Origin of the sequence: Paraburkholderia sp. BR14320 (genome assembly GCF_040948665.1) — a bacterium.
Lineage (GTDB): Bacteria > Pseudomonadota > Gammaproteobacteria > Burkholderiales > Burkholderiaceae > Paraburkholderia > Paraburkholderia youngii.
Window position 1 is genome coordinate 17,501 of sequence record NZ_JBFPKG010000039.1, and the last position, 22,291, is coordinate 39,791.

The following is a 22,291-nucleotide window of genomic DNA, read 5'->3' on the forward strand; positions in this document are numbered from 1 at the left end:
AATGATCTGGTTAGAACTCTGAACGATGAAGCGAGGCCGTTACGTCAAACCGCGACCCACACCTGGCCGTTTTCGACGCGCGTGGCAAACGCGCTGACCGAATACGACGGCGTTTCGAGGCATTCGCCGGTGCGCAGATCGAAGTGATGCTTGTAGATCGGCGAGGCGACCACGATGCGCTCGCCGAGACTGCCGACGAGTCCGCGCGACAGCACCGCCGCGTGCGAACCCGGATCGAAGTTTTCGATCGCGTAGACCGTGGGCGCGGCGGGCGACTCCAATTGACCGCCTTCGACGTGAAACACGGCCACCTGCTCGCCGTTGACGAGCGCGCAAACGCCGGTGTTCGGCACGATGTCCTCGAGTGCGCAGATCGCGGTCCACGCGCGGGGCAAGCGTTCGTTCTTCATGACTGGGCTCCTTTAGAGTTAAGCGGGAATCGGATGAGGTCAAACCGTCTCGACGACAATGGGAATCTCAATGCGCGGCGCCTGCCGCTCAGCGGGCGTGGCCGGCCGGATCTGGCCGCGCTCCTCGACGAACGCGACGTTGCTATCGGACTCGCCGCTGTTGACGAAATGACGGAAGCGCTTGCGTGTTTCGGGATCGGTGACGACCTTCTTCCATTCGCACTCGTACGTGTCGACCACGTGCTGCATCTCCGCTTCGAGTTCGGTGGCCACGCCAAGGCGATCGTTGACGATCACATCGATCAGATAGTCGAGGCCGCCTTCGAGGTTGTCGCGCCACACGCTGGTGCGTTGCAGCCGGTCGGCGGTGCGCACGTAGAACATCAGGAAGCGGTCGATATAGCGCACCAGCGTCGCCTTATCGAGGTCCGCGGCGAGCAGTTCCGCGTGACGCGGCTTCATGCCGCCGTTGCCGCACACGTACAGATTCCAGCCCTTCTCGGTTGCGATCACGCCGACATCCTTGCCCTGCGCTTCCGCGCATTCGCGGGTGCAGCCCGATACGCCGAACTTGATCTTGTGCGGCGTACGCAGCCCCTTGTAGCGATTCTCGAGTTCGACCGCGAGGCCGACCGAATCGCCGACGCCATAGCGGCACCACGTCGAACCGACGCACGATTTCACGGTGCGCAGCGATTTGCCATACGCGTGCCCCGACTCGAAACCGGCCGCGATCAGCTCTTCCCAGATCGACGGCAATTGCTCGACGCGCGCGCCGAACAGATCGACACGCTGACCGCCGGTGATCTTCGTGTAGAGGCCGTATTTCTTGGCGACCTGCGCGACCGCGATCAGGCCGTCGGGCGTCACTTCGCCGCCCGGCATGCGCGGCACGACCGAATAGGTGCCGTCGCGCTGGATGTTCGCGAGGTAGTAGTCGTTGGTGTCCTGCAGCGATGCGTGCTCCTTCTTCAGCACGAATTCGTTCCAGCACGACGCGAGAATGCTGGCGACCGCCGGCTTGCAGATATCGCAACCAAGCCCGCGGCCATGCTTCGCGAGCAGCGCGCCGAAACTGCGCAGCCCCTCGACGCGCACGAGGTGGTACAGCTCCTGGCGCGAATACGGGAAGTGCTCGCAGACGTGGTTGTTGACCGCGAGGCCCTGCTTCTTCATCTCGGCCTTCATCACTTGCGTGACGAGCGGCACGCAACCGCCGCACGAGGTGCCCGCGCCGGTCGCGCTCTTCAACGCGCCGATGTCGGTCGCGCCCGCGCACACGGCTGCGCAAAGCTCGCCCTTCGACACGTTGTTGCACGAGCAGATCTGCGCGGCCGCGGGCAGCGCCTCGACGCCGAGCGCCGGCTTCGCGCTGCCGTCCGCTTGCGGCAGGATCAGGAATTCGGGCGACGCGGGCAACTCGATACGGTTCAGCATCATCTGCAGCAGCGTGCCGTATTCGCTCGCGTCGCCGACCATCACGCCGCCGAGCAGATACTTGCCGCAATCGGACACGACGAGCTTCTTGTAGATCTGCTTGCGCTCGTCGCTGAACTGGTAGGTGCGGCTGCCCGGCGTATTACCGTGCGCGTCGCCGATGCTGGCCACGTCGACGCCCATCAGCTTCAGCTTGGTGCTCATGTCGGCACCCGCGAATTCGGCCGAGTCGCCCAGCAACTGCTTCGCGACCACGCGCGCCATCTCGTAGCCGGGCGCGACGAGCCCGAACAGCTGACCACCCCACAGCGCGCATTCGCCGATCGCGTAGATGTGCGGATCGCTGGTGCGGCACGCGTCGTCGATGACGATGCCGCCGCGCGCGCCGAGTTCGAGGCCGCACGCGCGGGCCAGATCGTCGCGTGGACGGATGCCCGCGGAGAACACGATCATGTCGGTGTCGAGATGGCTGCCGTCGGCGAACTGCATGCGGTGCGTGCCCGCTTCGCCGTCGACGATCGCCGTCGTGTTCTTGTGCGTGTGCACCGTGACGCCGAGTTCTTCGATCCGGCCGCGCAGCACGCGGCCGCCGCCGTCGTCGACCTGCACCGCCATCAGGCGCGGCGCGAATTCGACCACGTGGGTTTGCAGCCCCATATCGCGCAGCGCCTTCGCGCATTCGAGACCGAGCAGGCCACCGCCGACCACCGTGCCCGTTTTCGAGCGCGCGCCGCATTCGCGCATCGCTTCGAGATCGTCGATCGTTCGATACACGAAGCAATCGCCGCGCTCACGGCCCGGCACCGGCGGCACGAACGGATAGGAGCCGGTCGCGAACACGAGGCGGTCGTACGGCAGCGTTTCGCCGCTCGCGACCGTCACCGTGCGTGCGTCGCGATCTACCGCAACGGCCCGCGCGTTCAGCTTCAGTTGCACACCGTGGCGCTCGAAAAAGCCGGGCTCGACGAGCGACAGGTCATCGGCGGTCTTGCCCGAGAAAAACTCGGACAGATGCACGCGATCGTAGGCGGGTCGCGATTCTTCGCCCAGCACCGTGATGTCGAGATCGTGCGCGTCCTGTTGCGCCAGGCATTCGACCAGTTTGTGGCCGACCATCCCGTGACCGATAACGATGATTTTCATGAGCGCGCTGTCCTCTGGTGTCTGGCGAAAGCGATTGCGGAAATAAAAACGGCGTCCCGCGAATCCAGCCGAGGGCTGAATCCGGGGGACGCCGTTGTCCTGTTGGGTGCTGCGGGGCGCTGCATTGTGCTGCAAGCGCGACGAACCCACGTTGGTCCGATGGCAACGCTTCTCGCAAAGGCTGTGCCAATTTAGATAAATGCGCCGGAAAGCACGGTGTGGCGGGGATTCGCCGTCAATCGCGCGGCTTCGGGGCGCATCCCGAGCGCGACGCGTTTTGATGCGGCAAAGCACAGGGATGGTGCGACGCAGCACTGTGGACGTGCGAAACGAAGGTGCGCACCGGTGCGATCGTGACGCTGTTTTCCGCGTGAATCGCAGCGTGTGGCAACGGCTTGCGCGCCTCGATTCGATCGATGGCGTGGTCCTTGCGTTAGTCCTGCGCAACCTCATCGCGGCAACGTCGTCGCGATGCGCAGATTCAACCGTCAACCGGCAATGCAATGGACAACGGCGTCCCCTCGTGATCTTCACGGGCGGACGCCGTATTCGTTTCTAGCTACAAGGAACAACATGAACACCAACACCGGCAAGGTCACGCTACTGAGCGCGGGCCCCGGCGACCTCGACTTGCTGACGCTGAAGGCCGTCAAGGCGCTCGCGGCCGCCGACGTCGTGCTGCTCGACGACCTCGCGAATCCCGACATCGTGACGCTCGCACCGCAGGCGCGCGTGATTCGCGTCGGCAAACGCGGCGGCTGCCGCTCGACGCCGCAGGCGTTCATCGAGCGGCTGATGCGGCGTTATGCGCTGAAGGGTCTGCACGTGGTGCGCGTCAAAGGCGGCGAAGCGCTGCTGTTCGGCCGCGCGGGCGAGGAACTAGCGGTGCTGCGCGACGCGGGCCTTGCGGTCGACATCGTCAACGGCATCTCGTCGGGCTTCGCGGCCGCGGCGGGACTCGGCATGTCGCTCACGCATCGGCGGCACTGCCACGGCGTGAGCTTCGTCACCGCGCACACCGAAGACCACGGCGAGCCGGACTGGGCCGCGCTCGCCGCGACGCGCACGACGCTGGCGATCTATATGGGCATGCGGCGCGTCGACGGCATCGCCGCTGCCTTGCTCGCGCACCTGCCGGCGGACACGCCGGCCGCGGTCGTGCAGTGGGCCGGCGGCCGCGACGAGCGGCGCCTGTTGACGCGGCTCGATCGGCTTGCCGCCGATGCGCTCGGCGCGGGCTTCGGCAGTCCGGCGGTGATTCTGGTGGGCGATGCGGTTGGCGAGAGCGCCGAAGCGCCTTGCTGGAAACGCGAAGGTCGCGGCGAAGAAGGTGGAGAAACGCTGCCCGCGGCGGCGATTGCGCGGGCGGCCTGAGATCCGATCGGAGTGGGCCTCGCCCGCCTTTCATCCAGTCAATCGCCGAACCCGAGCTCCGCGTCGACCTGCTGCCCGACCCGCAGCCGGGCCCCCGCCCCGCTCGCGACCAGCGCGTTGTTGCCGAACGTGACCGCACCGTCGAAACGTTCGCTGACGCGATAACCGAGCATCGTGTCGGTCGGCTCGTTCGGCCAGTCCGGATCGGGCGCGCCGCGCGCCTGATCGATGGTCGGCATCGGACAGCGCGAGCACAGCTTGACGAGACGCAACTCGACCCGCGCGCTCGAATCCGCATCCGTGTCGACGGCGAGCGTCTCGACATAGTCCTCTTCGTAGGCATCGAGGCCCGTGAGCACGATGTTGGGCCGGAAGCGATCGATTCTGATCGACGGCGCGCCTTTGCGGTTCAGGCGCGCGTTCAGATCGTCGAGCGAGGCCTGGCCGACCACCAGCAGCGGAAAGCCATCGGCAAAAAAGGTCGTCGCACCGCCGGTGCTGTCCGTGTAGTCCGGATCGACGATGCGCTCGCGCTCCGGATCGAAGCGCAGCAAGCGCGCGGGCAGACCGAGGAACTCCGTGAACCACGCCGCCGTGGCTTCGCCGGTGTCGAGCCCGTAGGCCGCGTCGCGCCACACCGCGGTATCGATCCTGGCCGCGCCGGCGAGGCGCGCGGCATCGAGCGGCGTGCGCAGCTCACGCATGCCCGGCGCGTTGACGATCAGATCGTCGGCGCCGAGTTCGACCTTGATCAGGGACATGCGCGGGTACGCGCGCTGCGTGAACATCGCGCCTTCGGGATCGACGATCATCCAGTTGCGGTCGTATTCGAGGCCGGTCGCCAGCAGGCGCGCCTGATCGAGCGGGATGCCCGCGCAGGATTTGATCGGATAGACGAACAGCTCGCTGATGGTTGGCATGATCGGAGATCTCGTGGGAAGCGCGGTTTTCAGGTGGAGACGCGATTGTAAAGCGCTGCGCGTGTTTCAGTGATGGCGACCAGGGAAGCTGCCGTTCCGCGCTGAGGCGCCGGGAAGTAGAATCTTCGGATCAGACAGGCGCCGGCGCGGGGCATGCGGCATGCGGCGGAGCTGCGAAAGCGCGCGCAGGCGCCGTATCGACCCGTTACCGAAAGAAGCTACAAAAGCCACCTTCCCTCACCGAGACAGGACATTCATTATGCTGACCAAACCCGTGTTGACCGTCGCCGAGACGACTCGCATTGTCGATGCCGCGCGCGCGGAAGCCGAGAAGAACAGGTGGCCGGTCGCAATCGTCGTCGCCGACGACGGCGGCCATCCGCTCGCGGTGCTGCGTCTGGACGGCGCGGCGCCGGCCACCTCGTATATCGCGACCGAGAAAGCGCGCACCGCGGCGCTTGGGCGCCGCGAAACCAAGGTCTATGAAGACATGATCAACAACGGCCGCACCGCATTCCTCAGCGCACCGTTGCAGGGCACGCTCGAGGGCGGCGTGCCGGTGATCGTCGACGGCCATGTGGTCGGCGCGGTTGGCGTGTCGGGCGTCAAGTCGGAGCAGGATGCGCAGATCGCGAAGGCCGGCATTCAGGCGCTCGGCGTTTAAAGCGCCGGGCGTCACAGCAATCCCGTGGCACAACGCGGACCGATGCCCCCTCATCGGTCCCATAACAGATGGAGCAGTCGATGACTCAGATGAACCCGCGCGGCGGACTGCAGGTCGCCGCCAACCTCGACCAGTTCGTTGAAACCGAAGCCCTGCCCGGCACCGGAATCGACAGCGCCGCCTTCTGGTCGGGTTTCGATGCCCTCGTGCACGAGCTGGCGCCAAAGAATCGGGCGTTGCTCGCCGAACGCGACCGCCTGCAAACCGAACTCGACAACTGGCATCGGACCCATCCCGGCCCGGTGCGGGATCTGCGCGCGTATCGTGCGTTTCTCGAAGGCATCGGCTACATCGTGCCCGTGCCCGCCGGCGTCCAGGCCACGACCGACCACGTGGACAGCGAAATCTCGGAGCAGGCCGGCCCGCAGCTGGTCGTGCCGCTGTCGAACCAGCGGTATGCGCTGAACGCCGCGAACGCGCGCTGGGGCAGCCTGTACGACGCGCTGTACGGCACCGACGCGATCCCTGAAACGGATGGCGCGGAAAAGCAGAAGGGCTACAACCCGGTGCGCGGCGCCGCGGTGATCGCGTATGCGCGCAGGTTCCTCGATCAGGCCGCGCCGCTCGCGAACGGTTCGCACGCGGATGCGACGCGCTATAGCGTCGAGAACGGCCAGCTGGTCGTCGCGCTGAAGAGCGGCACTACCGCACTGAAGACGCCCGCGCAACTGGTCGGCTATCAGGGCGATGCGAGCGCGCCGTCGGCGGTGCTGCTCAAGCACAACGGCCTGCACCTCGAAATCCAGATCGATGCGAACGATCCGGTCGGCAAGACCGACGCGGCGCATGTGAAGGACGTCGTCGTCGAAGCGGCGGTCACGACGATCATCGATTGCGAAGACTCGGTCGCGGCCGTCGACGCCGACGACAAGGTGCAGCTCTATCGCAACTGGCTCGGCCTGATGAACGGCGACCTGACCGAACAGGTCACGAAGAATGGCAAGACCTTCACGCGCCGGCTCAACGCGGATCGCGAGTACACCAGCGCGGACGGCAAGTCGCAGGTCAAGCTGCATGGCCGCTCGCTGCTGTTCATCCGCAACGTCGGCCATCTGATGACGAACCCGGCCGTGTTGACCAAAGACGGCCACGAGATTCCGGAAGGCATTCTCGACGCGGTGATCACGACGCTGTGCGCACTGCGCGACCGCCAGAACAAGCTGAACTCGCGCACCGGCTCGATCTATATCGTGAAGCCGAAGATGCACGGCCCGGCCGAAGTCGCGTTCGCGAGCGAGCTGTTCGCGCGCGTCGAAGACCTGCTGAAGCTGCCGCGCAACACGATCAAGATGGGCATCATGGACGAGGAGCGCCGCACCAGCGTGAACCTGCTCGCCTGTATCGCCGAAGCGTCGGCGCGCGTCGCGTTCATCAACACGGGCTTCCTCGATCGCACCGGCGACGAGATGCACTCGGCGATGGAAGCGGGCGCGATGATGCGCAAGGGCGACATGAAGTCGAGCAAGTGGATCGCGTCGTACGAGCGCAGCAACGTGCTGGTCGGTTTGAGCGGGGGCCTGCGCGGCCGCTCGCAGATCGGCAAGGGCATGTGGGCGATGCCCGACCTGATGCACGCGATGCTCGAGCAGAAGATCGGCCATCCGAAGGCTGGCGCGAACACCGCGTGGGTGCCCTCGCCGACCGCCGCGACGCTGCACGCGCTGCACTATCACCAGGTCGACGTGCAGGCGGTCCAGCAGGAACTCGAACGCACCGACTACGCGAAGGTTTACGACGAACTGCTCGATGGCCTGCTGACGATTCCGGTCGTCGAAAAGGCGCAATGGAGCGACGACGAAATCCGCGCCGAAGTCGACAACAACACGCAGGGCATTCTCGGCTACGTGGTGCGCTGGATCGATCAGGGCGTCGGCTGCTCGAAGGTGCCGGATATTCACAACGTCGGCCTGATGGAAGACCGCGCGACGCTGCGTATTTCGAGCCAGCACATCGCCAACTGGCTGTATCACGGCGTGATCAAACGCGAGCTCGTCGAGGAGACGTTCAAGCGCATGGCCAAGGTCGTGGATGCGCAAAACGCCGGTGATCCGCTCTATCAGCCGATGGCGCCGGGTTTCGACACGATTGCGTTCAAGGCCGCGCAAGCGCTCGTATTCGAAGGGCGCCAGCAGCCGAGCGGTTATACCGAGCCGTTGCTGCACAAGTTCCGGCTCGAGGTGAAGCAACAGGGGTGAGACCGTCCTGCTGAAGCGACAACGGGCGCCGCGCAATGCGGCGCCCGTTTTTTATTTCAGGGCCTCGTCAGTTCACGCGGCTTCGGCCGTCAATTGCCCCGCCTCGCCGGTTGGCGCTTCGTTCTGCATATACGCCTGCAGATACGCCTCGAATTCAGCCTTCACCTCCGGATGGCGCAGCGCGAATTCGACGGTCGCCTTCAGATAGCCGAGCTTGCTGCCGCAATCGAAGCGCGTGCCGAAGTAGCGATACGCGAGCACCTGCTCTTCGGTCAGCAGCGACTGCACCGCGTCGGTCAGTTGCAGCTCGCCGCCCGCGCCCGGCTGCAGCGCGCGGATATGCTTGAAGATCGTCGGCATCAGCACGTAGCGCCCCACCACGCCGAGATTCGACGGCGCCTGGTCTGGCGCCGGCTTCTCGACGATGCCCGACAGCTTGATCACGTTGTCTTCCCACTCGCGGCCGTCGACGACGCCGTACGAGCGGCTGTCCTCGCGCGCGATCGTTTCGACGCCGATCACCGAGCTGTGGTAGTGGTTGAAGGTATCGACCAACTGGCTCATCACGGGCTTCGTGCTATGCAGCAGGTCGTCGGCGAGTATCACCGCGAACGGGCTGTCGCCCACCAGCTTCTCGGCGCACAGCACCGCATGGCCGAGACCGAGCGCTTCGGCCTGGCGCACGTAAAAGCAGTCGACGTTGGCCGGTTTGATGCTGCGCACCAGATCGAGCAGCTTCTGCTTGTTGCGCGCTTCTAGCTCGGACTCGATCTCATAGGATTTGTCGAAGTGATCTTCGATCGCGCGCTTGCTGCGGCCCGTCACGAAGATCATCTCGGTGATGCCGGCGGCGATCGCTTCTTCGACCGCGTACTGGATCAGCGGCTTGTCGACGATCGGCAGCATTTCCTTCGGACTTGCTTTGGTAGCCGGCAGGAATCGTGTCCCGAGGCCCGCTACGGGAAACACGGCTTTGGTGACTTTCAGCATGGTAGGCATTCCCACATCGGTTAGAAGTTGGTGTGTTCGCGGACCTGGCGGCCAATCGATGCCGGCGCAAGACTAGCAGAAAAATCTGCGAGGTCACGTAAGCTGGCTTTCTCCGATTTAATTCGGATAATTCACGCATTGTTCGCAATGCGATATTGCGAAAAATTGAGTAAATTGTTACGCATATATTGCCAGGCGGCGAGTGACAAAATCCGAAAGTCTTACCTTTCGGACGGCCCCTGGCGTGACCCGTCTGGCGATCTGGTGACCGGCTTCGGCAGCACGTCAGTCCTGTTCGTCGACCGGCGGCAGCTTGCCTGGGTCCATCCGGTAACGACGGATCGGCTCGTTGCGCAACGCATCGCGGTAGGCGGAGGCGGCCACCAGGATCAGCAGGACGGCCACGCCGGCCAGTAAGTGCAGGTTCATGACTTCACCTCGGCTCAAGAAAATCCTTGATCTAAATTAGCACGACAAAAGCGATAAATAATTCGATGATCCAGGCGGCGATGCGTAATTACAATTCGTCACAAAATCGATCCCGAATTCAATCCGAAACGCAATTTTTTAATCATTTTGTGGGATTGTGATGCTCTAGCATGGATGCGTCGCGAGGTGCGCAAGGACGCCCGCTCGAAGGCGTATGTCGCGTCGATTTTTCTCTTTTCCGCTTCAGATAAGGACCGCGTATGAGCGACCCAGCACTGGATGCCGCCGGCTCCTCCCTGCCCCTGTCCCCGCTGCCGCGCCCGGAGAAAAAGCCGGCCGCGGCGCACGCGCGCAGCGACGCGCGTATCGATAGCGCCAGCAAGGAGCATGTGATCGACGCGACGCGGGGTTTCGCCGCGCTGCTGGTCGCCTATTTTCATTGCCGCCAGATCGTGTGGGTCGGCATGCAGGCGTTTCATCAGAGCGTCGGACATTCGGTTAGTCCGAGCAGTCTGGCTGCGTATCTGACGTTTCCGATCGCATGGGGCTCGGCCGGCGTGCCGATGTTCTTCGTGATCAGCGGCTACTGCATCCATCGCGGCGGCGCGCTGCGGCTCGCGGGCAATCCCGCTTATCGGCTCGATGCGGGCAACTTCTGGCTGCGGCGCTTCGCGCGCATCTATCCGGTGCTGCTCGCGGCGCTGGTACTGACTTTCGCGCTCGATTCGCTGAGCCTGCAATTGCCGCCCGTCAGTCACAAGATTCGCGAGATCGGCGGGCAGGCGTTTCTGGTCAATCTGCTTTCGCTGCAGGGTGTGGCGGGCAAGACGTATGGTTCTAACGGCGCGCTGTGGACGCTGTCGCTCGAAGTGCAGTTCTATGCGATCTATCCGCTGCTATTCGCGCTGCGGCGGCGCATCGGCATGAACGCCGTGCTCGCGCTCGTCGCGGTGATCAACGTTGCATCCGCGTATGGGCTGGAGCGACATGATCTGCAGTTCTTCACGTCGTACTGGTTCTCGTGGATGCTCGGTGCATGGATCGCCGATGTCAGGGCGCGCAACGCGCGGGAGGCGCGCGCGCCTGCATTGCTGTACGTGCTCGCGGCGGTATTGATCGCGGCAGGCTGCGTCGCGTTTCATTTCGGCCAGTATGGTGCGTTCCAGATCTGGGCGCTGGGCTTCGCGTGCTATCTGTACAAGGCGCTCGATGTGCCCAATGACCCGCAACACGAAGGAAGTGGCGTGCTTGCACTGCTTCGCGCTGGGTCGCGCGCGCTGTCGCGCTTGCTGTCCCGCGTGGGTGACTTCAGCTTCTCGCTGTATCTGATTCATCTGCCGATCTTCGTGCTGCTGTCGTCGTGGTTGTTCCGCTCGTCGCTGCAGATGTCGATCTGGCCGTCGTTTGGTTACATGCTGGTCGTCGTGCCGGCCGCCTATGTCTTCTATCGGCTGGTCGAAATGCCCGCGATGAAGTGGTCGGCGAGTCTCAAGGCGTAAGTACACCCTGCGCTGTGTCAGCCCCGTAACGGCCAAGTGCCGCGACGGGGGCTTAGGTGTGCATCCCGAAGTTTCGATTGCGACCGCCGCGAAAAGGCGCCCGCCCTGCGCGGGGTGGGTGATTGACGCGCACAAAGAGACGCCACAAAAATCATCCATCGCCCATTCCAAATCCCCGTATCCGCCTGCTAGCGTGGCAACCCCAATCGCTACAGAGGAATTCAGGATGTCGTATCAACAGGATTCGGGCGCCGTGCGCGTGGTACTCAGTGCTCCTCAACTGGCCGCGGTGCTCTCCCGCCAGTCGATAAACCGCACCGAGATGCTTTCCAACCGCCTATGGGGCGGCTTGCAGGTCGTGGGCGGGACAACAGCACCGCGTAACGATTTAACACTATTCGAAGACGTTGGAAGAAACGTTGGAAATCTAGTGATCAGAAAATCAGGAGAATATAGACCCGCGAGCCGAGTCAAAGTGATCCTCCGCTATCAGACATACAATGGTATGCCTTATTATGTCCTGACAGCGATGCTTGTCGCATAACATTTCACAACACAGTCATGAACTACGGGACGTATCACAATCTCGAACAGTTGATCATGGGGCGATTCCATGAGGACTATTCGATCTATGGAAATTCGATACCGGAACTCGTTCTCTCCTATAAAGCGGGGATAACCGAGGACGAAAGAGTCGCGATGCTGGAAGAGGTAGTCCGATTCCAGAAGGTCAACTCAAACTGTCTGGATTTGGCGTTTGATGATCTCTTTGGAAGTCATTGCGACCCGCGTCTTTGGGGGCACACTACGGCCTCGTTCCTTGACGAGTTGAAACGTCTTCTGAGCGAGTAATCCACTTATCGCCACGCGAGGGTTGTTAGATGCCATGTGCGCGGCGCGCAAAAAACGGAGCGAGGGTCCTTCGACTTTCGCCCCGTTACGCCAAGCAAGGACTGGCCAAGCCCATGTCTAACCTCGCGTAAAAGATAGCGCTCTACTGCCCCGCCACACTCGTCAGAATCCCCCAACCCCATCAACATAACTGCGCGTGCCGAAACGCTCGTGCGTGATCCGATAGTCGTTCTCGACCAACTTGTCACGCAAGTCGCCGTTCGAGCGCAATTCGGCGAGCGCATGCGCATCGCCCGGCGTCCCGTTCTAGTAGTCGTCGATGATTTCGGGAACGCCGCCCGCGAAAAGGCGCCCGCCCCGGCGCGGTTGGATTCGCGCGCACAAATAGCCATCAAAATCATCCGTCGCCCATTCCAAATCCCCGTATCCGCCTGCTAGCGTGGCAACCCCAATCGCTACAGAGGAATTCAGGATGTCGTATCAACAGGATTCGGGCGCCGTGCGCGTGGTACTCAGTGCTCCTCAACTGGCCGCGGTGCTCTCCCGCCAGTCGATAAACCGCACCGAGATGCTTTCCAACCGCCTATGGGGCGGCTTGCAGGTCGTGGGCGGGGTGCTGGAAATGGTTGGAGCGGCGGCTCTGTGTGTACTTCCGGAACCGACGATGGCAAGCAAGGCCGGATGTGTTGTGTTCGGAGCACACGGCTCAGATACGGTGTCGGCAGGTGTACGCCAAGTCTGGACAGGCCGGGATACGGCCACGCTGATCCAGCAAGGTACGACGAAACTGGCCGAGGCGATGAAGGCCAGTCCGGACATGGCGAATAATATCGGCCTGTCAGTCGATATGATCGTGCCGTTCGGTTTCGCTGGCTCGATCAAGGCTGCACGCGTGGCCAGCGTCACGATGGGCCGGATCAATCTGCAAATGCATGAAGCAAAAGCCCTAACTCCGGAGCTTGGAGGGCATACAATAAAGGAGCACATTGGAAAATCAGAGGAGTATTTAAGGGCGCGCCTGAAAAATTATCCTAAAATGGATGTCGCATCTTCTTTCTACGACCTCAAAACAGCAGAATTGGCCATTTCGCGAATTATGCGGAATAATTCTCTTAAGGTTAGATCCTGGTCGCAGTCTCGGCCAAAATATCATCTCGTCCTAAACGAAAACGCTGGCAGGGATATTGGCTATGGAGTGGTCAGGGAAACGGGGGAGTTAATTCAGCTACACGGAATCCGGCTGGTATTGAAGCATGAAGCGTACAATGGAATGCCATATTACATTATTACGTCATATGCAACCAAATTATGATTCGCACAGAAAATAGCCCTTCGTACCCAAATCTCGATATTCTCTTTGGCGGATATCTCAATCAGGATTATCACTATATCGGAGACTCGATTGAAGAAATTGTCGTCATCTATAAGAATGCAATTACTTCGAAAATGCGCAACTCTGCTATCAACGAAATTAATCAGCTAGCAGCGAACTTCGGCGAAAACCTGGATAGTGCCTTCTATGAAATGTACGGACATGATTTCAATCCGAAGCTATGGGGTCACACGACTGCATCGTTTCTTGAGGAACTCAAGCGCATTCTGAGCGAGTAATGCACTCGTCTCCCCTCGCAAAAAAAAACGGAGCAAAGGTCCTTCGACCTTCGCCCCGTCACGCCAAGCAAGGACTGGCCAAGCCCCTGTCTACCCACACGTAAAAAAACCCTGCTCTACTGCCCCGCCACACTGTTCAGAATCCCCGCAACCCCATCCACATAGCTGCGCGTGCCGAAACGCTCCAGCGCGGTCCGATAGCCGTTCTGGACCAGCCTGCCACGCAAGTCCCCGTTAGAGCGCAATTCGGCGAGCGTATCGGCGAGCGCATGCGCATCGCCCGGCGTACACAGCACGCCGTTCTCATAGTCGTCGATGATTTCGAGCACGCCGCCCGCGCGCGACGCCACGACCGGCCGCTGCGCGAGCATCCCCTCGACGATCACGCGGCCGAACGGCTCCGGTGTGATCGACGTATGCACGACCGCGTCGACCGCGCACATGCAAGCAGGAATATCGTGCTGGAAGCCTAGAAAGTGCACCCGGTCGCCCAGCTCGTGCGCGGCGACGAACGCACGCAGTTCCATCTCGTACTGGTCCTCGCCGAACAGCGCCGCGCCGACCAATACCGCGTGCATGTGCGGATTGAGCACCATCGCTTCGAGCAGCACATGCTGCCCCTTCCAACGCGCAAGCCGGCTGAACGAGCCGACGAGGAACGCGTCGCAAGGCAGGTTCAGGCGCTCACGCAACACCGCTTGCGGCACCGTGCGCAACGCGTCGAACGGCTCTGCGTCAATCCCGTTGAACACGACGTCGATGCGCTTGCTGTCGAAGCGCGTGAGCTTCGCGAATGCCTGCGCCGACGCGGCCGAATTGGCGATCACATGCGTCAGGCCGAGCCGCGCGCACCACTTGATGATCGCGAGCTGCTTGCCGCCGAAATGCTCGGCGCTGACGATGTCGCGCAAATGCCAGACCACCGGCCGTCTCGCGAGCTTGCCGGCCACTGCGCCGATCACCATCGCACGTTGCGTGTTCGCATAGATCACATCCGCTTTGCGCGCCCGTTTCGCGGTGGCACGCACGAGCGAGATGAGCCCCTTCAATGCCTGGCCCTTGAGCAACGAACCGCCCTGCTTGCGCACGTTTTTCAGCACCCCGGCATCGAGCACGGCGACCTCGACGCCGGTCTTCACGAGCGCGGTCTTGAACGGCCCGTCGTCGAACAGCACGACCTCGATGCGCGAGCGCAGCGCCTTGACGATTTCGAGCAGCGACAGCTCGGCGCCGCCGAGCACGCCGCTCTGATCGACCGCGAGAATCCGCGGCACGTTCGCGGCGCTCTGCGCGCCCGGCCGATACGGCGTATAGGGCGGCAGCGTCGCGTCGCGCAATGCCGGTACCGCCGCGCGCACCTGCGCGAAAAAACGCTCGCGGAAATGCGCGGCCGAAAACTGCTCCGCGTTGTCGCGGCAATGCTCGGGCTGGAACCGGTGCCCAAGCTCGTCGAAACGATTCACCGCAGCGATGATCGAGTCGGCATCCTGCTCATCGAAGAACATGCCGGTCGGCTTCGGCTCCGACAGATCGCGCACGGTTTCGAGCGCCCCGCCCTTGCCGTAGGCGATCACCGGCGTGCCGCAAGCCTGCGCCTCGACCACCGAAATGCCGAAGTCCTCTTCGGCCGCGAACACGAATGCCTTCGCGCGGCTCATGCGGTCCTTCAGCACCTTGAACGGCTGATAGCCCATGATCTCGACGTTCGGCCCCGCCTTCGCGCGGATCTTGGCCATCTCGGGCCCATCGCCGATCACGACGAGCTTGCGCTCGGGCATCCGCGCGAACGCCTCGACGATCAGATCGATCTTCTTGTACGGCACCATCCGCGACGCGGTCAGATAAAAGTCTTCCTTCTGCGTGCACAGCGTGAACGCGTCGACATCGACCGGCGGGAAAATCACCTGCGCGTCGCGCTGATACACCTTCTTGATGCGTCGCGCGATGAACGCCGAGTTCGCGATGAAACCGTCAACCGAGTTCGACGTGCGGATGTCCCAGTTGCGCATGTAATGCAGAATCAGCCGCGCGAGCGCCGACTTCGGGCCGTTGGTCAGCTTCGACTGCTGCAGATACTGATGCTGCAAATCCCATGCATAGCGAATCGGCGAATGCACGTAGCTGATATGCACCTGGTCGGGTCCGGTCAGAATGCCCTTGGCGACCGCGTGACTGCTCGAGATCACCACGTCGTACGCCGACACGTCGAGCTGCTCGATCGCGAGCGGCATCAGCGGCAGATACGAGCGGTACTTGCTGCGCGCGAGCGGCAGCTTCTGGATGAACGATGTCGTCACCGGCTTGCCGCGCAGGAAGTTGCGATCGTCGAGAAAGTCCACGAGGCTGAACAGGTCCGCATCGGGAAAGCACGCGATGATCTGCTCGAGCACTTTCTCCGCGCCCGCGTAGGTGACGAGCCAGTCGTGCACGATCGCGATGCGCACGCTCTTGTTCGCGCGGGGCGCGGTACGGCGCGGTGCCGGCTGCATGCCGGGCACGCTCGTCAGTTCGTCGAGCGCGCTGCGCGTCGCAGGCCTCAACAGGTCTTTATCAAGGACGTCTTGATTCATGCGCTTTTCCTCGGATTCAGTCGCAATAGCAGTGAACGCGCAAGATTGCGCAAGGCGGGCGTCATCGTGATCGACCACGCGACGTTCGCGCCTACCATCAGCACACCGGCGGCGATCGCGAGCGCAAGGCTCGGCAGGAAGCTCGCGAGCCACAGGCTGGCGAGCAGGAAGGCGAGATGGGCGAGCATGTCGAGCACGATCTGACGCGCGCGGATCGCCGCGAAATGCAGCAGCACTGCGTAGTCGAACAGTGCGCGAGCGGAAACCGCGACCGCCGCGCCAGTCAGCCCGAAATGCGTGATACCGAGCCACAACGCGCCGGCGAACAGCGGCAACTCGACGAGGCCGATGCGCGCGGCGGTGGCGGGATTGACCTGTGACTGAATCAGAATGCGCGTCACGTTCGCCTGGCCGACGAGCCACACGGCGACGATCATGATCCGGCCCACGGGCGCCGCGACCGCCGCGATCTCGTTGCCGACCCACAGATGCAGGAACGGTTCGAGCACCAGCATCGCGACGAGCGCGACCGGCGTGAACACGCCGTTCAGAAATTCGAGCGACTGCTGCGTGATCGTGTCGGCATCCGCGCGGCCGACCGCCGACAGCCGCGGAAACAGCGTACGCACCAGCGCGGTCGGTACGATATTCAGACGCGTGACGAGATTCTGCGGCACCGTGTAATACGTGACGAAGCGCGCGCCGAGGCGCGAACCGAGCATCACGCGATCGAGCGAATCGGCGAGCATCGTCGTCACGCTCGCGATCAGCATCCAGCCGCCGAAGTTGAACAGCCCCTTTGCAACGCCGAGCCGCGGCGGTTCAATGCTGCCTATTTCAAGCACTTTCAGCGCATAGCGGCCGAGCAGCAGCGCGGCGAGAATCCGCGCGACCACGGCCGCGGCGAGTACGTTCTGCAAGGTCGCGCCGAGCCACAGCGCGGCACCGAGCGGCAGAAGCTGGAACAGGAACGTGCCGATGGTCTGATTCGTGTTGTAGACGCCGAAACGTTCGGCGCCATTGATCGCGCCCGCGAACACCCACGACACGTTCGCGATCGGAATCGCGACCGCAAGCCACGGCAGCGCCATATAGACTTCGTGCTGCAGCTCGGGCGATACCTTGGTGAAATACGCGGTGTACAGGAACGCACCGAAGTAGATGATCAAACCGCCGACCACGCCGGTCGTGAGGTTGAGCCACGTCGCGCTCCAGAACACGCGCGCGCTTTCCCGCTGATCGCCCGACGCGCGCGCCTTCGAAATATGGTTCTGCGCGGCCATGCTCATGCCGAGATCGAGGATTCCGAAGTAGCCGATCAGCGTCCACACGAGACTGATCACGCCGTAGCGCTCGACGCCGAGCAGCCGGATATACGCCGGCACGGTTACGAGCGATACGAAGGTCGGCAGCACGAGCCCGAAAAAATTGATCGCTACGTTCCTGAGAATGCCTTTGTCCATCGAATCCCTTGGGTTTTTGCGGTTAGATTGCGTGCGGAGTGCGTCAGCGAGGCCAACGCATCTCAAGGCTTCCAGCGATACATCAGCACCTTGCCGCGCGCGTCTTCCTCGACGAACACCAGGTACTCGCCATCGGCGCGTTTCGTCGCGCTGATGCCGTTGGGCACGTCGACCCAGCCCGACGCGCGGCCTACTTCGGGGCCCGGCCGGATCACGCCGAGTTCCTTGCCGCTGTCCTTGTCCCACACGTGCACCGCGCCGACCGGCTCGACGCCGAACAGGTATTGCCCCTCGACGGTGACGCCGATGATCGTCGCGATCGGCTTGCTTTGCGTCTGCCACGGCAAGCTGATCGCGTAACGCTGCACCGGCTGGCCGCTCGACCACTTGTCGTAGCGCACCAGCACGCGCCCCACTTCCTTCCAGAAGCCCTGCGCGGTCGGCATATCGGCCGTATAGCCGCTCACGTACATCGTGTCGGTGTCCGGTTCATAGATCGCGCGATGCAGTTCGCTGAACGGTGCCGGCACCGGGTACTGCGTCAGGTTCGAGTACGAGTAGACCGGGTTGCCCTTCGCATCGAGTCCGCCGAAACGGAAGCGATAGATGCCCTTCGTATCCCGGGTGCGCCAGATGTCGCCGGCCGTATCGACCCACCAGCCCCAGCCGCCCGCGAGCTTGGTGCCGCTCGTATTCAGCGTGTATTCGTCGCGCTCGAACTGGCCATCGCCATTCATGTCGCGCCAGATCCAGTCACCGCCCGGCGGCGCATTCGGCACCTTCAAGACCGGGCGCTCGCGGCCTGCGATAAAACCGGACGGAATCGCGCTCTCGCCGTCGTGCTGCGGATCGAAGCGATAGATCTTCAGATGGTCCGCATACATGTCGGTCAGATAGAGGAACGTGCGCCCCTTCAACCGTCGCGCGATCGGCAGGCCCGGATACTGGTCGGTATGGAACACCGGATCGTCCGGGTACTTGAATCGATTCGACAGGAATCCCGCGTATTTCCAGTCGTGCCCCGACGGCTTCGACAGATCGAGTTCGAAGCGCTTGTTGCCGGTATAAACGCTGTTGGGCCGGGCCGGATCGATCCACGCGCCGTCGACGAACAGCAGCCCCTCGACCTGCCAGTTGCGCTTGCCGTTCGGCGCGTAGCTTTCGAGCGTCGCGCCGAGACCCGCACCGATCGGCTCGTAACGCGGACCGATGCCGTTGGTCGACACGTACACGTTGCCGCGCGCATCGACACCGACGCCCGTCAAGCCGTTGAATCGCAACGGACCCGGCTTGCCCGCGATGCCGCTGAAAATGCCGCCGCGCTCGCCGAGCGTGCCCGACGCCGTATAGCGGCCGTCGCGCTTCGTGAAAAACAGCACCTGCTGGCGCGGACCGTTATCGGCGATCAGCAGGCGGCCTTGTGTATCGACGGCGAGGTCGACCGCGACCGTGTCGGCCGGCAGCGTGATGGTTTCGTCGATACGCTCGCCGGTCGCCGTGTAATGCTCGATGGCCGGCGCGCGATCGTTGCGCGTGCCGCTCAGCACCCATAGCGTGCCGTCGGGCGCGAGTGCGAGACGTCCAGGCTCGTGCACGCTCCACGTCGCCTTCTGCTGCATCGACTCGGCATCGTAGACTTCGACCCGATTGCGCGCGGTGTTGGCCGCGAACAGCGTCGTGTCGTTCGCGGCGAGTCCGCCAATCTCCGCGTTCGTGCCGGTCGGCACTTCGTTCATCATCAGAAAGCCGGCCGCTAGCTGCGCATGCGGGTCCGCGTTTTTGGCGGCGGGCTGAAACGGCGCCACGCGCTTCGGCTCGCCGATCAGGCGCCGCGAAATGCCGAACCACTGCTTGCCCTTGTCCGGCCAGACGCCCGGCTCGACCAGGTGCCCCTTCTCATTGCCGACCGCGATCGCGACGAACGCATATTTGCGGTTGACCGCGATCGCATTGCCGCCGGCGTTGCCCCAGCCATGTGTGCCGCCCGCGAAGCCGAGCATCTTGCCGTCCTGATAGACGCTCGCTTCGGCGCCGCTTTCATCCCACGGCGAGTTCGTATAGACCTTGCCGTCCGGCGTGACCGCAATCGCGGTGATATTGATCTGCGTCCATGTGCCATCGCCGAAGCCGAAGCTGTTGCCGATCCATGAGGTCTTCGCGTTCAACGTGGTTTCCGCGCAAGCCGGCACACCGGCCGTTGCGGCGACGACGCCGGCAGCGCAGGCTGTCAGGGCGCACCAGCTTTTGAACGTGATATGGCGCAAGGCGGAATCTCCAGTCGATGTCCGGTCAACGCGATGCACGCGGACCCGCGCCCGCTCGGGGCGAAATTCAGTGATGTGGTAAAGCGAAACGAAGCGCAACCGATTGAAGCGCGGCGCCTGAGGGCAGCCGTCCGCACGGCTAAGTTACGCGGAAAAAACGCAGCGACGAAAATAGAAAATAATTCAAAAATATTCGTTCGCTTATACGTCGCAAAAGAAATCAATTAAAAATAGATAAAAGCGGAAGCCGCGCCGTCGCGCGCGCGTATGTCGCGGCGATCCTCCGGTCCTGCTGATGTGGGATCACGCAGTACGCATTTATTACGGATTGCCCGCTGCTCACCAGATAACCATATAAATCCTTCTGGAATGGCGAAAGAAATACCCTGTTTCAATCTGATTCAATTAGCCGACTCCAATGGATTTTTTCTCGATTTTCTTTTCCCTAGAATCGATTGCACTTCAGTTGCGACGCGAAGCGCGCGCCTGTTCGCCGGCTATCCGTTGCGAACCGCGCGGCCCTTCGCCCGGCCCATCCGCTTTACACCATGGACGGTTCATGACAGCCAGCGCATTGCCCCTCGCGCCCTCCCATTCCCGCATCGTGCAACTCGACGGTCTGCGCGCGATCGCCGTGCTCGCGGTGTTCGCGCAGCACGCGTTGAAAGCGCCGCTATGGATGGGCGTCGATCTGTTCTTCGTTTTGAGCGGCTTTCTGATCAGCGGCATCCTGCTCGATCGCAAGTCGCGTCAGCAGTCGTATTTCAGCTATTTCTATGCACGGCGCGCGCGCCGCATCCTGCCGCCGTACCTGCTGCTGATGGCCGTGTCGTCGCTGCTGTTCGGCCTCGCGTGGGCACAGCACTGGTACTGGTACGCGTTTTTCGCGACCAATATAGGCGATGCGCTTAATCAAAGCGGTCACGAAAGCCTCAACGTGCTGTGGTCGCTCGCGGTCGAAGAGCAGTTCTATATCTTCTGGCCGTTCGTGATCCTGCTCGTACCCGAGCGCCTGCTCGGCGGTGTGGCGGCGGCGCTGATCGTACTGGTGCCGCTGCTGCGCGCGCTCGCGACGCCGTGGTTCGATTCGTTCTGGCCGATCTACTACCTGACGCCATTCCGCATGGATCTGCTCGCGGCCGGCGCGCTGCTCGCGGTGGCCGTGCGGCGTGATCGCAATGCGCTCGAACCGTACAAGGGACTCGCGGTGCTCGGCGCGCTGGCCGCGCTCGCGGTGCTGGCATGGCTGCATCTGCACTTCCCGCGTTTTCGCGCGGCGAACACGCCGTTGTCGAATGCGGGGCTCTATAGCGTGTCGCTGGTGCTGTGTACGTCGATCGTGGTGATCGCGCTGCAGAGCAAGGGCATCGTCAAGCGGCTGTTGTGCAATCCCGCGCTCGTTTATATCGGCACCATCAGCTACACAATCTATCTGATCCACCTGAGCGTGCTGTACATGGTGTGGCCGCTGCATTTGAATCGCTATCTGAGCGCCGCGATCGCGCTTGCGATCACGCTCGTCTACGCGAGCATCACGTGGTTCGCATTCGAGAAGCGCCTGATTTTCGCCACACGCGGCACGAAAGCGACGGTCAGCGGCGGCGCCAGCGCCGCGCGGCAAGCACCGCAAAGCCGCGCATGAACCGCGTGGCCGTTGCCGCTGCCCGCGTGCTGGGCGTCGTGTCGGCGCTGACGTTGTTTGCGCCGGCAACGAGCGCGACCGCGGACGAGCCGCCAACGTCATCGCCGACGCAACTGCTGATCGACGCCTACGGCGATTCGACCACGCTCGGCATCACCTGTAGCGACGGCCACTGCGGCCCGCAAGCGCGCAACGCCGTCACCTATCTGCAGCAGGCGTTGCAGGCGCATGACGGCGAGCGCGTGCGCGTCACGAACTACGGTGTCGGCGGCACGATGGCCTCGCAGTTGCGCGACGGCACCGGCAATCGTCGTGCGGGACCGGCGGCGGGCCTGTCGTGGCGCGAACGTGTCGCCGTCTCGCCCGCGCGGCTCGTGCTGATCAACTATGGCATCAACGAAGTGATGCAGAACCAGACGCCCGAGCAGTTCTATTCGGCCGAAACATCGCTCGTGCAAACCGCGCGAGCGCTCGGCAAGCAGCCTGTTTTGCAAACCTCGAACCCGATGCCCGATAACCGGCTCAACGCGAAGCTGGCAACGATGGTCGCGATCACGCGACGCGTGGCCGCCGAACAGCAGGTGCCGCTCGTCGATCAATACGCGTATGTGAGCAGCCTGCCCGACTGGAAGTCGCTGATGTCGGACGGCGCGCATCCGAAACCGGAGTTGTACCGGCTGAAGGCTGAACAGGATTATCGGGTCGTCGAGCCGTTGGTGCGGCGACTGCTGGACGAAACACATTGACCCCCACTTTTACGCGCGAACC

Annotated in this window: 18 protein-coding genes; 10 read left to right on the forward strand and 8 right to left on the reverse strand. The window is 62.9% G+C overall.

The features are described from left to right. Positions 1-44 precede the first annotated feature (44 nt). Both nirD and nirB read right to left on the reverse strand, forming a co-directional pair. Positions 45-410 carry a nitrite reductase small subunit NirD gene (nirD, locus tag AB3X89_RS28380; RefSeq protein ID WP_368586249.1) on the reverse strand — a complete coding sequence of 122 codons (366 nt, stop codon included), beginning with the start codon at positions 408-410 and terminating at the stop codon, positions 45-47. Between the two features lie 39 nt (positions 411-449). Next, positions 450-2,990, reverse strand: a complete 2,541-nt coding sequence (gene nirB / locus AB3X89_RS28385; protein WP_368586250.1) for a nitrite reductase large subunit NirB — start codon at positions 2,988-2,990, stop codon at positions 450-452. 573 nt (positions 2,991-3,563) lie between these two features. On the opposite strand from nirB, the gene cobA reads away from it, so the two are divergent. Further along, complete coding sequence (cobA, locus tag AB3X89_RS28390) at positions 3,564-4,364, forward strand: uroporphyrinogen-III C-methyltransferase (protein WP_368586251.1); 801 nt, start codon at positions 3,564-3,566, stop codon at positions 4,362-4,364. 38 nt (positions 4,365-4,402) lie between these two features. On the opposite strand, the gene AB3X89_RS28395 is transcribed toward cobA, so the two are convergent. Next, the gene (locus AB3X89_RS28395; RefSeq protein WP_368586252.1) at positions 4,403-5,284 is read right to left on the reverse strand and encodes an MOSC domain-containing protein; all 882 of its coding nucleotides are present in this window, start codon (positions 5,282-5,284) and stop codon (positions 4,403-4,405) included. Positions 5,285-5,543: 259 nt separating this feature from the next. Here AB3X89_RS28395 and AB3X89_RS28400 point away from each other — a divergent pair, with 259 nt between their 5' ends. Continuing rightward, positions 5,544-5,948, forward strand: a complete 405-nt coding sequence (locus tag AB3X89_RS28400) for a heme-binding protein (protein ID WP_368586253.1) — start codon at positions 5,544-5,546, stop codon at positions 5,946-5,948. Between the two features lie 80 nt (positions 5,949-6,028). Continuing rightward, positions 6,029-8,203 carry a malate synthase G gene (locus AB3X89_RS28405; RefSeq protein ID WP_368586254.1) on the forward strand — a complete coding sequence of 725 codons (2,175 nt, stop codon included), beginning with the start codon at positions 6,029-6,031 and terminating at the stop codon, positions 8,201-8,203. A 72-nt stretch (positions 8,204-8,275) separates the two neighbouring features. On the opposite strand, the gene galU is transcribed toward AB3X89_RS28405, so the two are convergent. Then, positions 8,276-9,193: a UTP--glucose-1-phosphate uridylyltransferase GalU gene (gene galU, locus AB3X89_RS28410; protein WP_368586255.1), complete on the reverse strand. Its 918-nt coding sequence runs from the start codon at positions 9,191-9,193 to the stop codon at positions 8,276-8,278. A 285-nt stretch (positions 9,194-9,478) separates the two neighbouring features. Beyond that, positions 9,479-9,622: a hypothetical protein gene (locus AB3X89_RS28415; RefSeq protein ID WP_368586256.1), complete on the reverse strand. Its 144-nt coding sequence runs from the start codon at positions 9,620-9,622 to the stop codon at positions 9,479-9,481. Between the two features lie 260 nt (positions 9,623-9,882). Here AB3X89_RS28415 and AB3X89_RS28420 point away from each other — a divergent pair, with 260 nt between their 5' ends. The 5 genes from AB3X89_RS28420 (at position 9,883) to AB3X89_RS28440 (ending at position 13,584) form a co-directional block, all read left to right on the forward strand. Beyond that, positions 9,883-11,121 carry an acyltransferase family protein gene (locus AB3X89_RS28420; RefSeq protein ID WP_368586257.1) on the forward strand — a complete coding sequence of 413 codons (1,239 nt, stop codon included), beginning with the start codon at positions 9,883-9,885 and terminating at the stop codon, positions 11,119-11,121. Between the two features lie 226 nt (positions 11,122-11,347). Beyond that, complete coding sequence (locus AB3X89_RS28425) at positions 11,348-11,665, forward strand: RNase A-like domain-containing protein (protein WP_368586258.1); 318 nt, start codon at positions 11,348-11,350, stop codon at positions 11,663-11,665. Positions 11,666-11,682: 17 nt separating this feature from the next. After that, positions 11,683-11,973 carry a contact-dependent growth inhibition system immunity protein gene (locus AB3X89_RS28430; protein ID WP_368586259.1) on the forward strand — a complete coding sequence of 97 codons (291 nt, stop codon included), beginning with the start codon at positions 11,683-11,685 and terminating at the stop codon, positions 11,971-11,973. Positions 11,974-12,445: 472 nt separating this feature from the next. After that, positions 12,446-13,285, forward strand: coding sequence for an RNase A-like domain-containing protein (locus AB3X89_RS28435; RefSeq protein WP_368586260.1), 840 nt, complete (start codon positions 12,446-12,448; stop codon positions 13,283-13,285). Next, positions 13,282-13,584, forward strand: a complete 303-nt coding sequence (locus tag AB3X89_RS28440; RefSeq protein ID WP_368586261.1) for a contact-dependent growth inhibition system immunity protein — start codon at positions 13,282-13,284, stop codon at positions 13,582-13,584. Before AB3X89_RS28435 ends, AB3X89_RS28440 begins: the two co-directional genes overlap by 4 nt. A 116-nt stretch (positions 13,585-13,700) precedes the next feature. Here the strand turns inward: AB3X89_RS28440 and AB3X89_RS28445 are convergent, their stop codons facing one another. The 3 genes from AB3X89_RS28445 to AB3X89_RS28455 all read right to left on the reverse strand — a co-directional run bounded on the left by AB3X89_RS28445 (position 13,701) and on the right by AB3X89_RS28455 (position 19,881). Continuing rightward, positions 13,701-16,154 (reverse strand): glycosyltransferase family 4 protein, encoded by a 2,454-nt coding sequence (locus tag AB3X89_RS28445; RefSeq protein ID WP_368586262.1) that lies wholly within the window; start codon positions 16,152-16,154, stop codon positions 13,701-13,703. After that, positions 16,151-17,617, reverse strand: a complete 1,467-nt coding sequence (locus AB3X89_RS28450; protein WP_368586263.1) for a flippase — start codon at positions 17,615-17,617, stop codon at positions 16,151-16,153. Before AB3X89_RS28450 ends, AB3X89_RS28445 begins: the two co-directional genes overlap by 4 nt. 62 nt (positions 17,618-17,679) lie before the next feature. Then, positions 17,680-19,881 carry a hypothetical protein gene (locus tag AB3X89_RS28455; protein ID WP_368586264.1) on the reverse strand — a complete coding sequence of 734 codons (2,202 nt, stop codon included), beginning with the start codon at positions 19,879-19,881 and terminating at the stop codon, positions 17,680-17,682. A gap of 559 nt (positions 19,882-20,440) precedes the next feature. On the opposite strand from AB3X89_RS28455, the gene AB3X89_RS28460 reads away from it, so the two are divergent. Both AB3X89_RS28460 and AB3X89_RS28465 read left to right on the forward strand, forming a co-directional pair. Next, positions 20,441-21,523 carry an acyltransferase family protein gene (locus AB3X89_RS28460; protein ID WP_368586265.1) on the forward strand — a complete coding sequence of 361 codons (1,083 nt, stop codon included), beginning with the start codon at positions 20,441-20,443 and terminating at the stop codon, positions 21,521-21,523. Continuing rightward, entirely contained in the window at positions 21,520-22,269 is a 750-nt protein-coding gene (locus AB3X89_RS28465; RefSeq protein WP_368586266.1) for an SGNH/GDSL hydrolase family protein, read from the forward strand. Before AB3X89_RS28460 ends, AB3X89_RS28465 begins: the two co-directional genes overlap by 4 nt. Positions 22,270-22,291: the final 22 nt, after the last annotated feature.

Excerpts from the sequence above, each read along its gene's own strand:
- AB3X89_RS28415 (WP_368586256.1), bottom strand. The coding sequence starts at position 9,622 with ATGAACCTGCACTTACTGGCCGGCGTGGCCGTCCTGCTGATCCTGGTG.
- nirD (WP_368586249.1), bottom strand. The coding sequence starts at position 410 with ATGAAGAACGAACGCTTGCCCCGCGCGTGGACCGCGATCTGCGCACTC.
- AB3X89_RS28450 (WP_368586263.1), bottom strand. The coding sequence starts at position 17,617 with ATGGACAAAGGCATTCTCAGGAACGTAGCGATCAATTTTTTCGGGCTC.
- AB3X89_RS28425 (WP_368586258.1), top strand. The coding sequence starts at position 11,348 with ATGTCGTATCAACAGGATTCGGGCGCCGTGCGCGTGGTACTCAGTGCT.
- AB3X89_RS28465 (WP_368586266.1), top strand. The coding sequence starts at position 21,520 with ATGAACCGCGTGGCCGTTGCCGCTGCCCGCGTGCTGGGCGTCGTGTCG.
- AB3X89_RS28405 (WP_368586254.1), top strand. The coding sequence starts at position 6,029 with ATGACTCAGATGAACCCGCGCGGCGGACTGCAGGTCGCCGCCAACCTC.
- galU (WP_368586255.1), bottom strand. The coding sequence starts at position 9,193 with ATGCTGAAAGTCACCAAAGCCGTGTTTCCCGTAGCGGGCCTCGGGACA.
- AB3X89_RS28420 (WP_368586257.1), top strand. The coding sequence starts at position 9,883 with ATGAGCGACCCAGCACTGGATGCCGCCGGCTCCTCCCTGCCCCTGTCC.
- cobA (WP_368586251.1), top strand. The coding sequence starts at position 3,564 with ATGAACACCAACACCGGCAAGGTCACGCTACTGAGCGCGGGCCCCGGC.
- nirB (WP_368586250.1), bottom strand. The coding sequence starts at position 2,990 with ATGAAAATCATCGTTATCGGTCACGGGATGGTCGGCCACAAACTGGTC.
- AB3X89_RS28445 (WP_368586262.1), bottom strand. The coding sequence starts at position 16,154 with ATGAATCAAGACGTCCTTGATAAAGACCTGTTGAGGCCTGCGACGCGC.
- AB3X89_RS28430 (WP_368586259.1), top strand. The coding sequence starts at position 11,683 with ATGAACTACGGGACGTATCACAATCTCGAACAGTTGATCATGGGGCGA.
- AB3X89_RS28400 (WP_368586253.1), top strand. The coding sequence starts at position 5,544 with ATGCTGACCAAACCCGTGTTGACCGTCGCCGAGACGACTCGCATTGTC.
- AB3X89_RS28435 (WP_368586260.1), top strand. The coding sequence starts at position 12,446 with ATGTCGTATCAACAGGATTCGGGCGCCGTGCGCGTGGTACTCAGTGCT.
- AB3X89_RS28460 (WP_368586265.1), top strand. The coding sequence starts at position 20,441 with ATGACAGCCAGCGCATTGCCCCTCGCGCCCTCCCATTCCCGCATCGTG.
- AB3X89_RS28395 (WP_368586252.1), bottom strand. The coding sequence starts at position 5,284 with ATGCCAACCATCAGCGAGCTGTTCGTCTATCCGATCAAATCCTGCGCG.
- AB3X89_RS28440 (WP_368586261.1), top strand. The coding sequence starts at position 13,282 with ATGATTCGCACAGAAAATAGCCCTTCGTACCCAAATCTCGATATTCTC.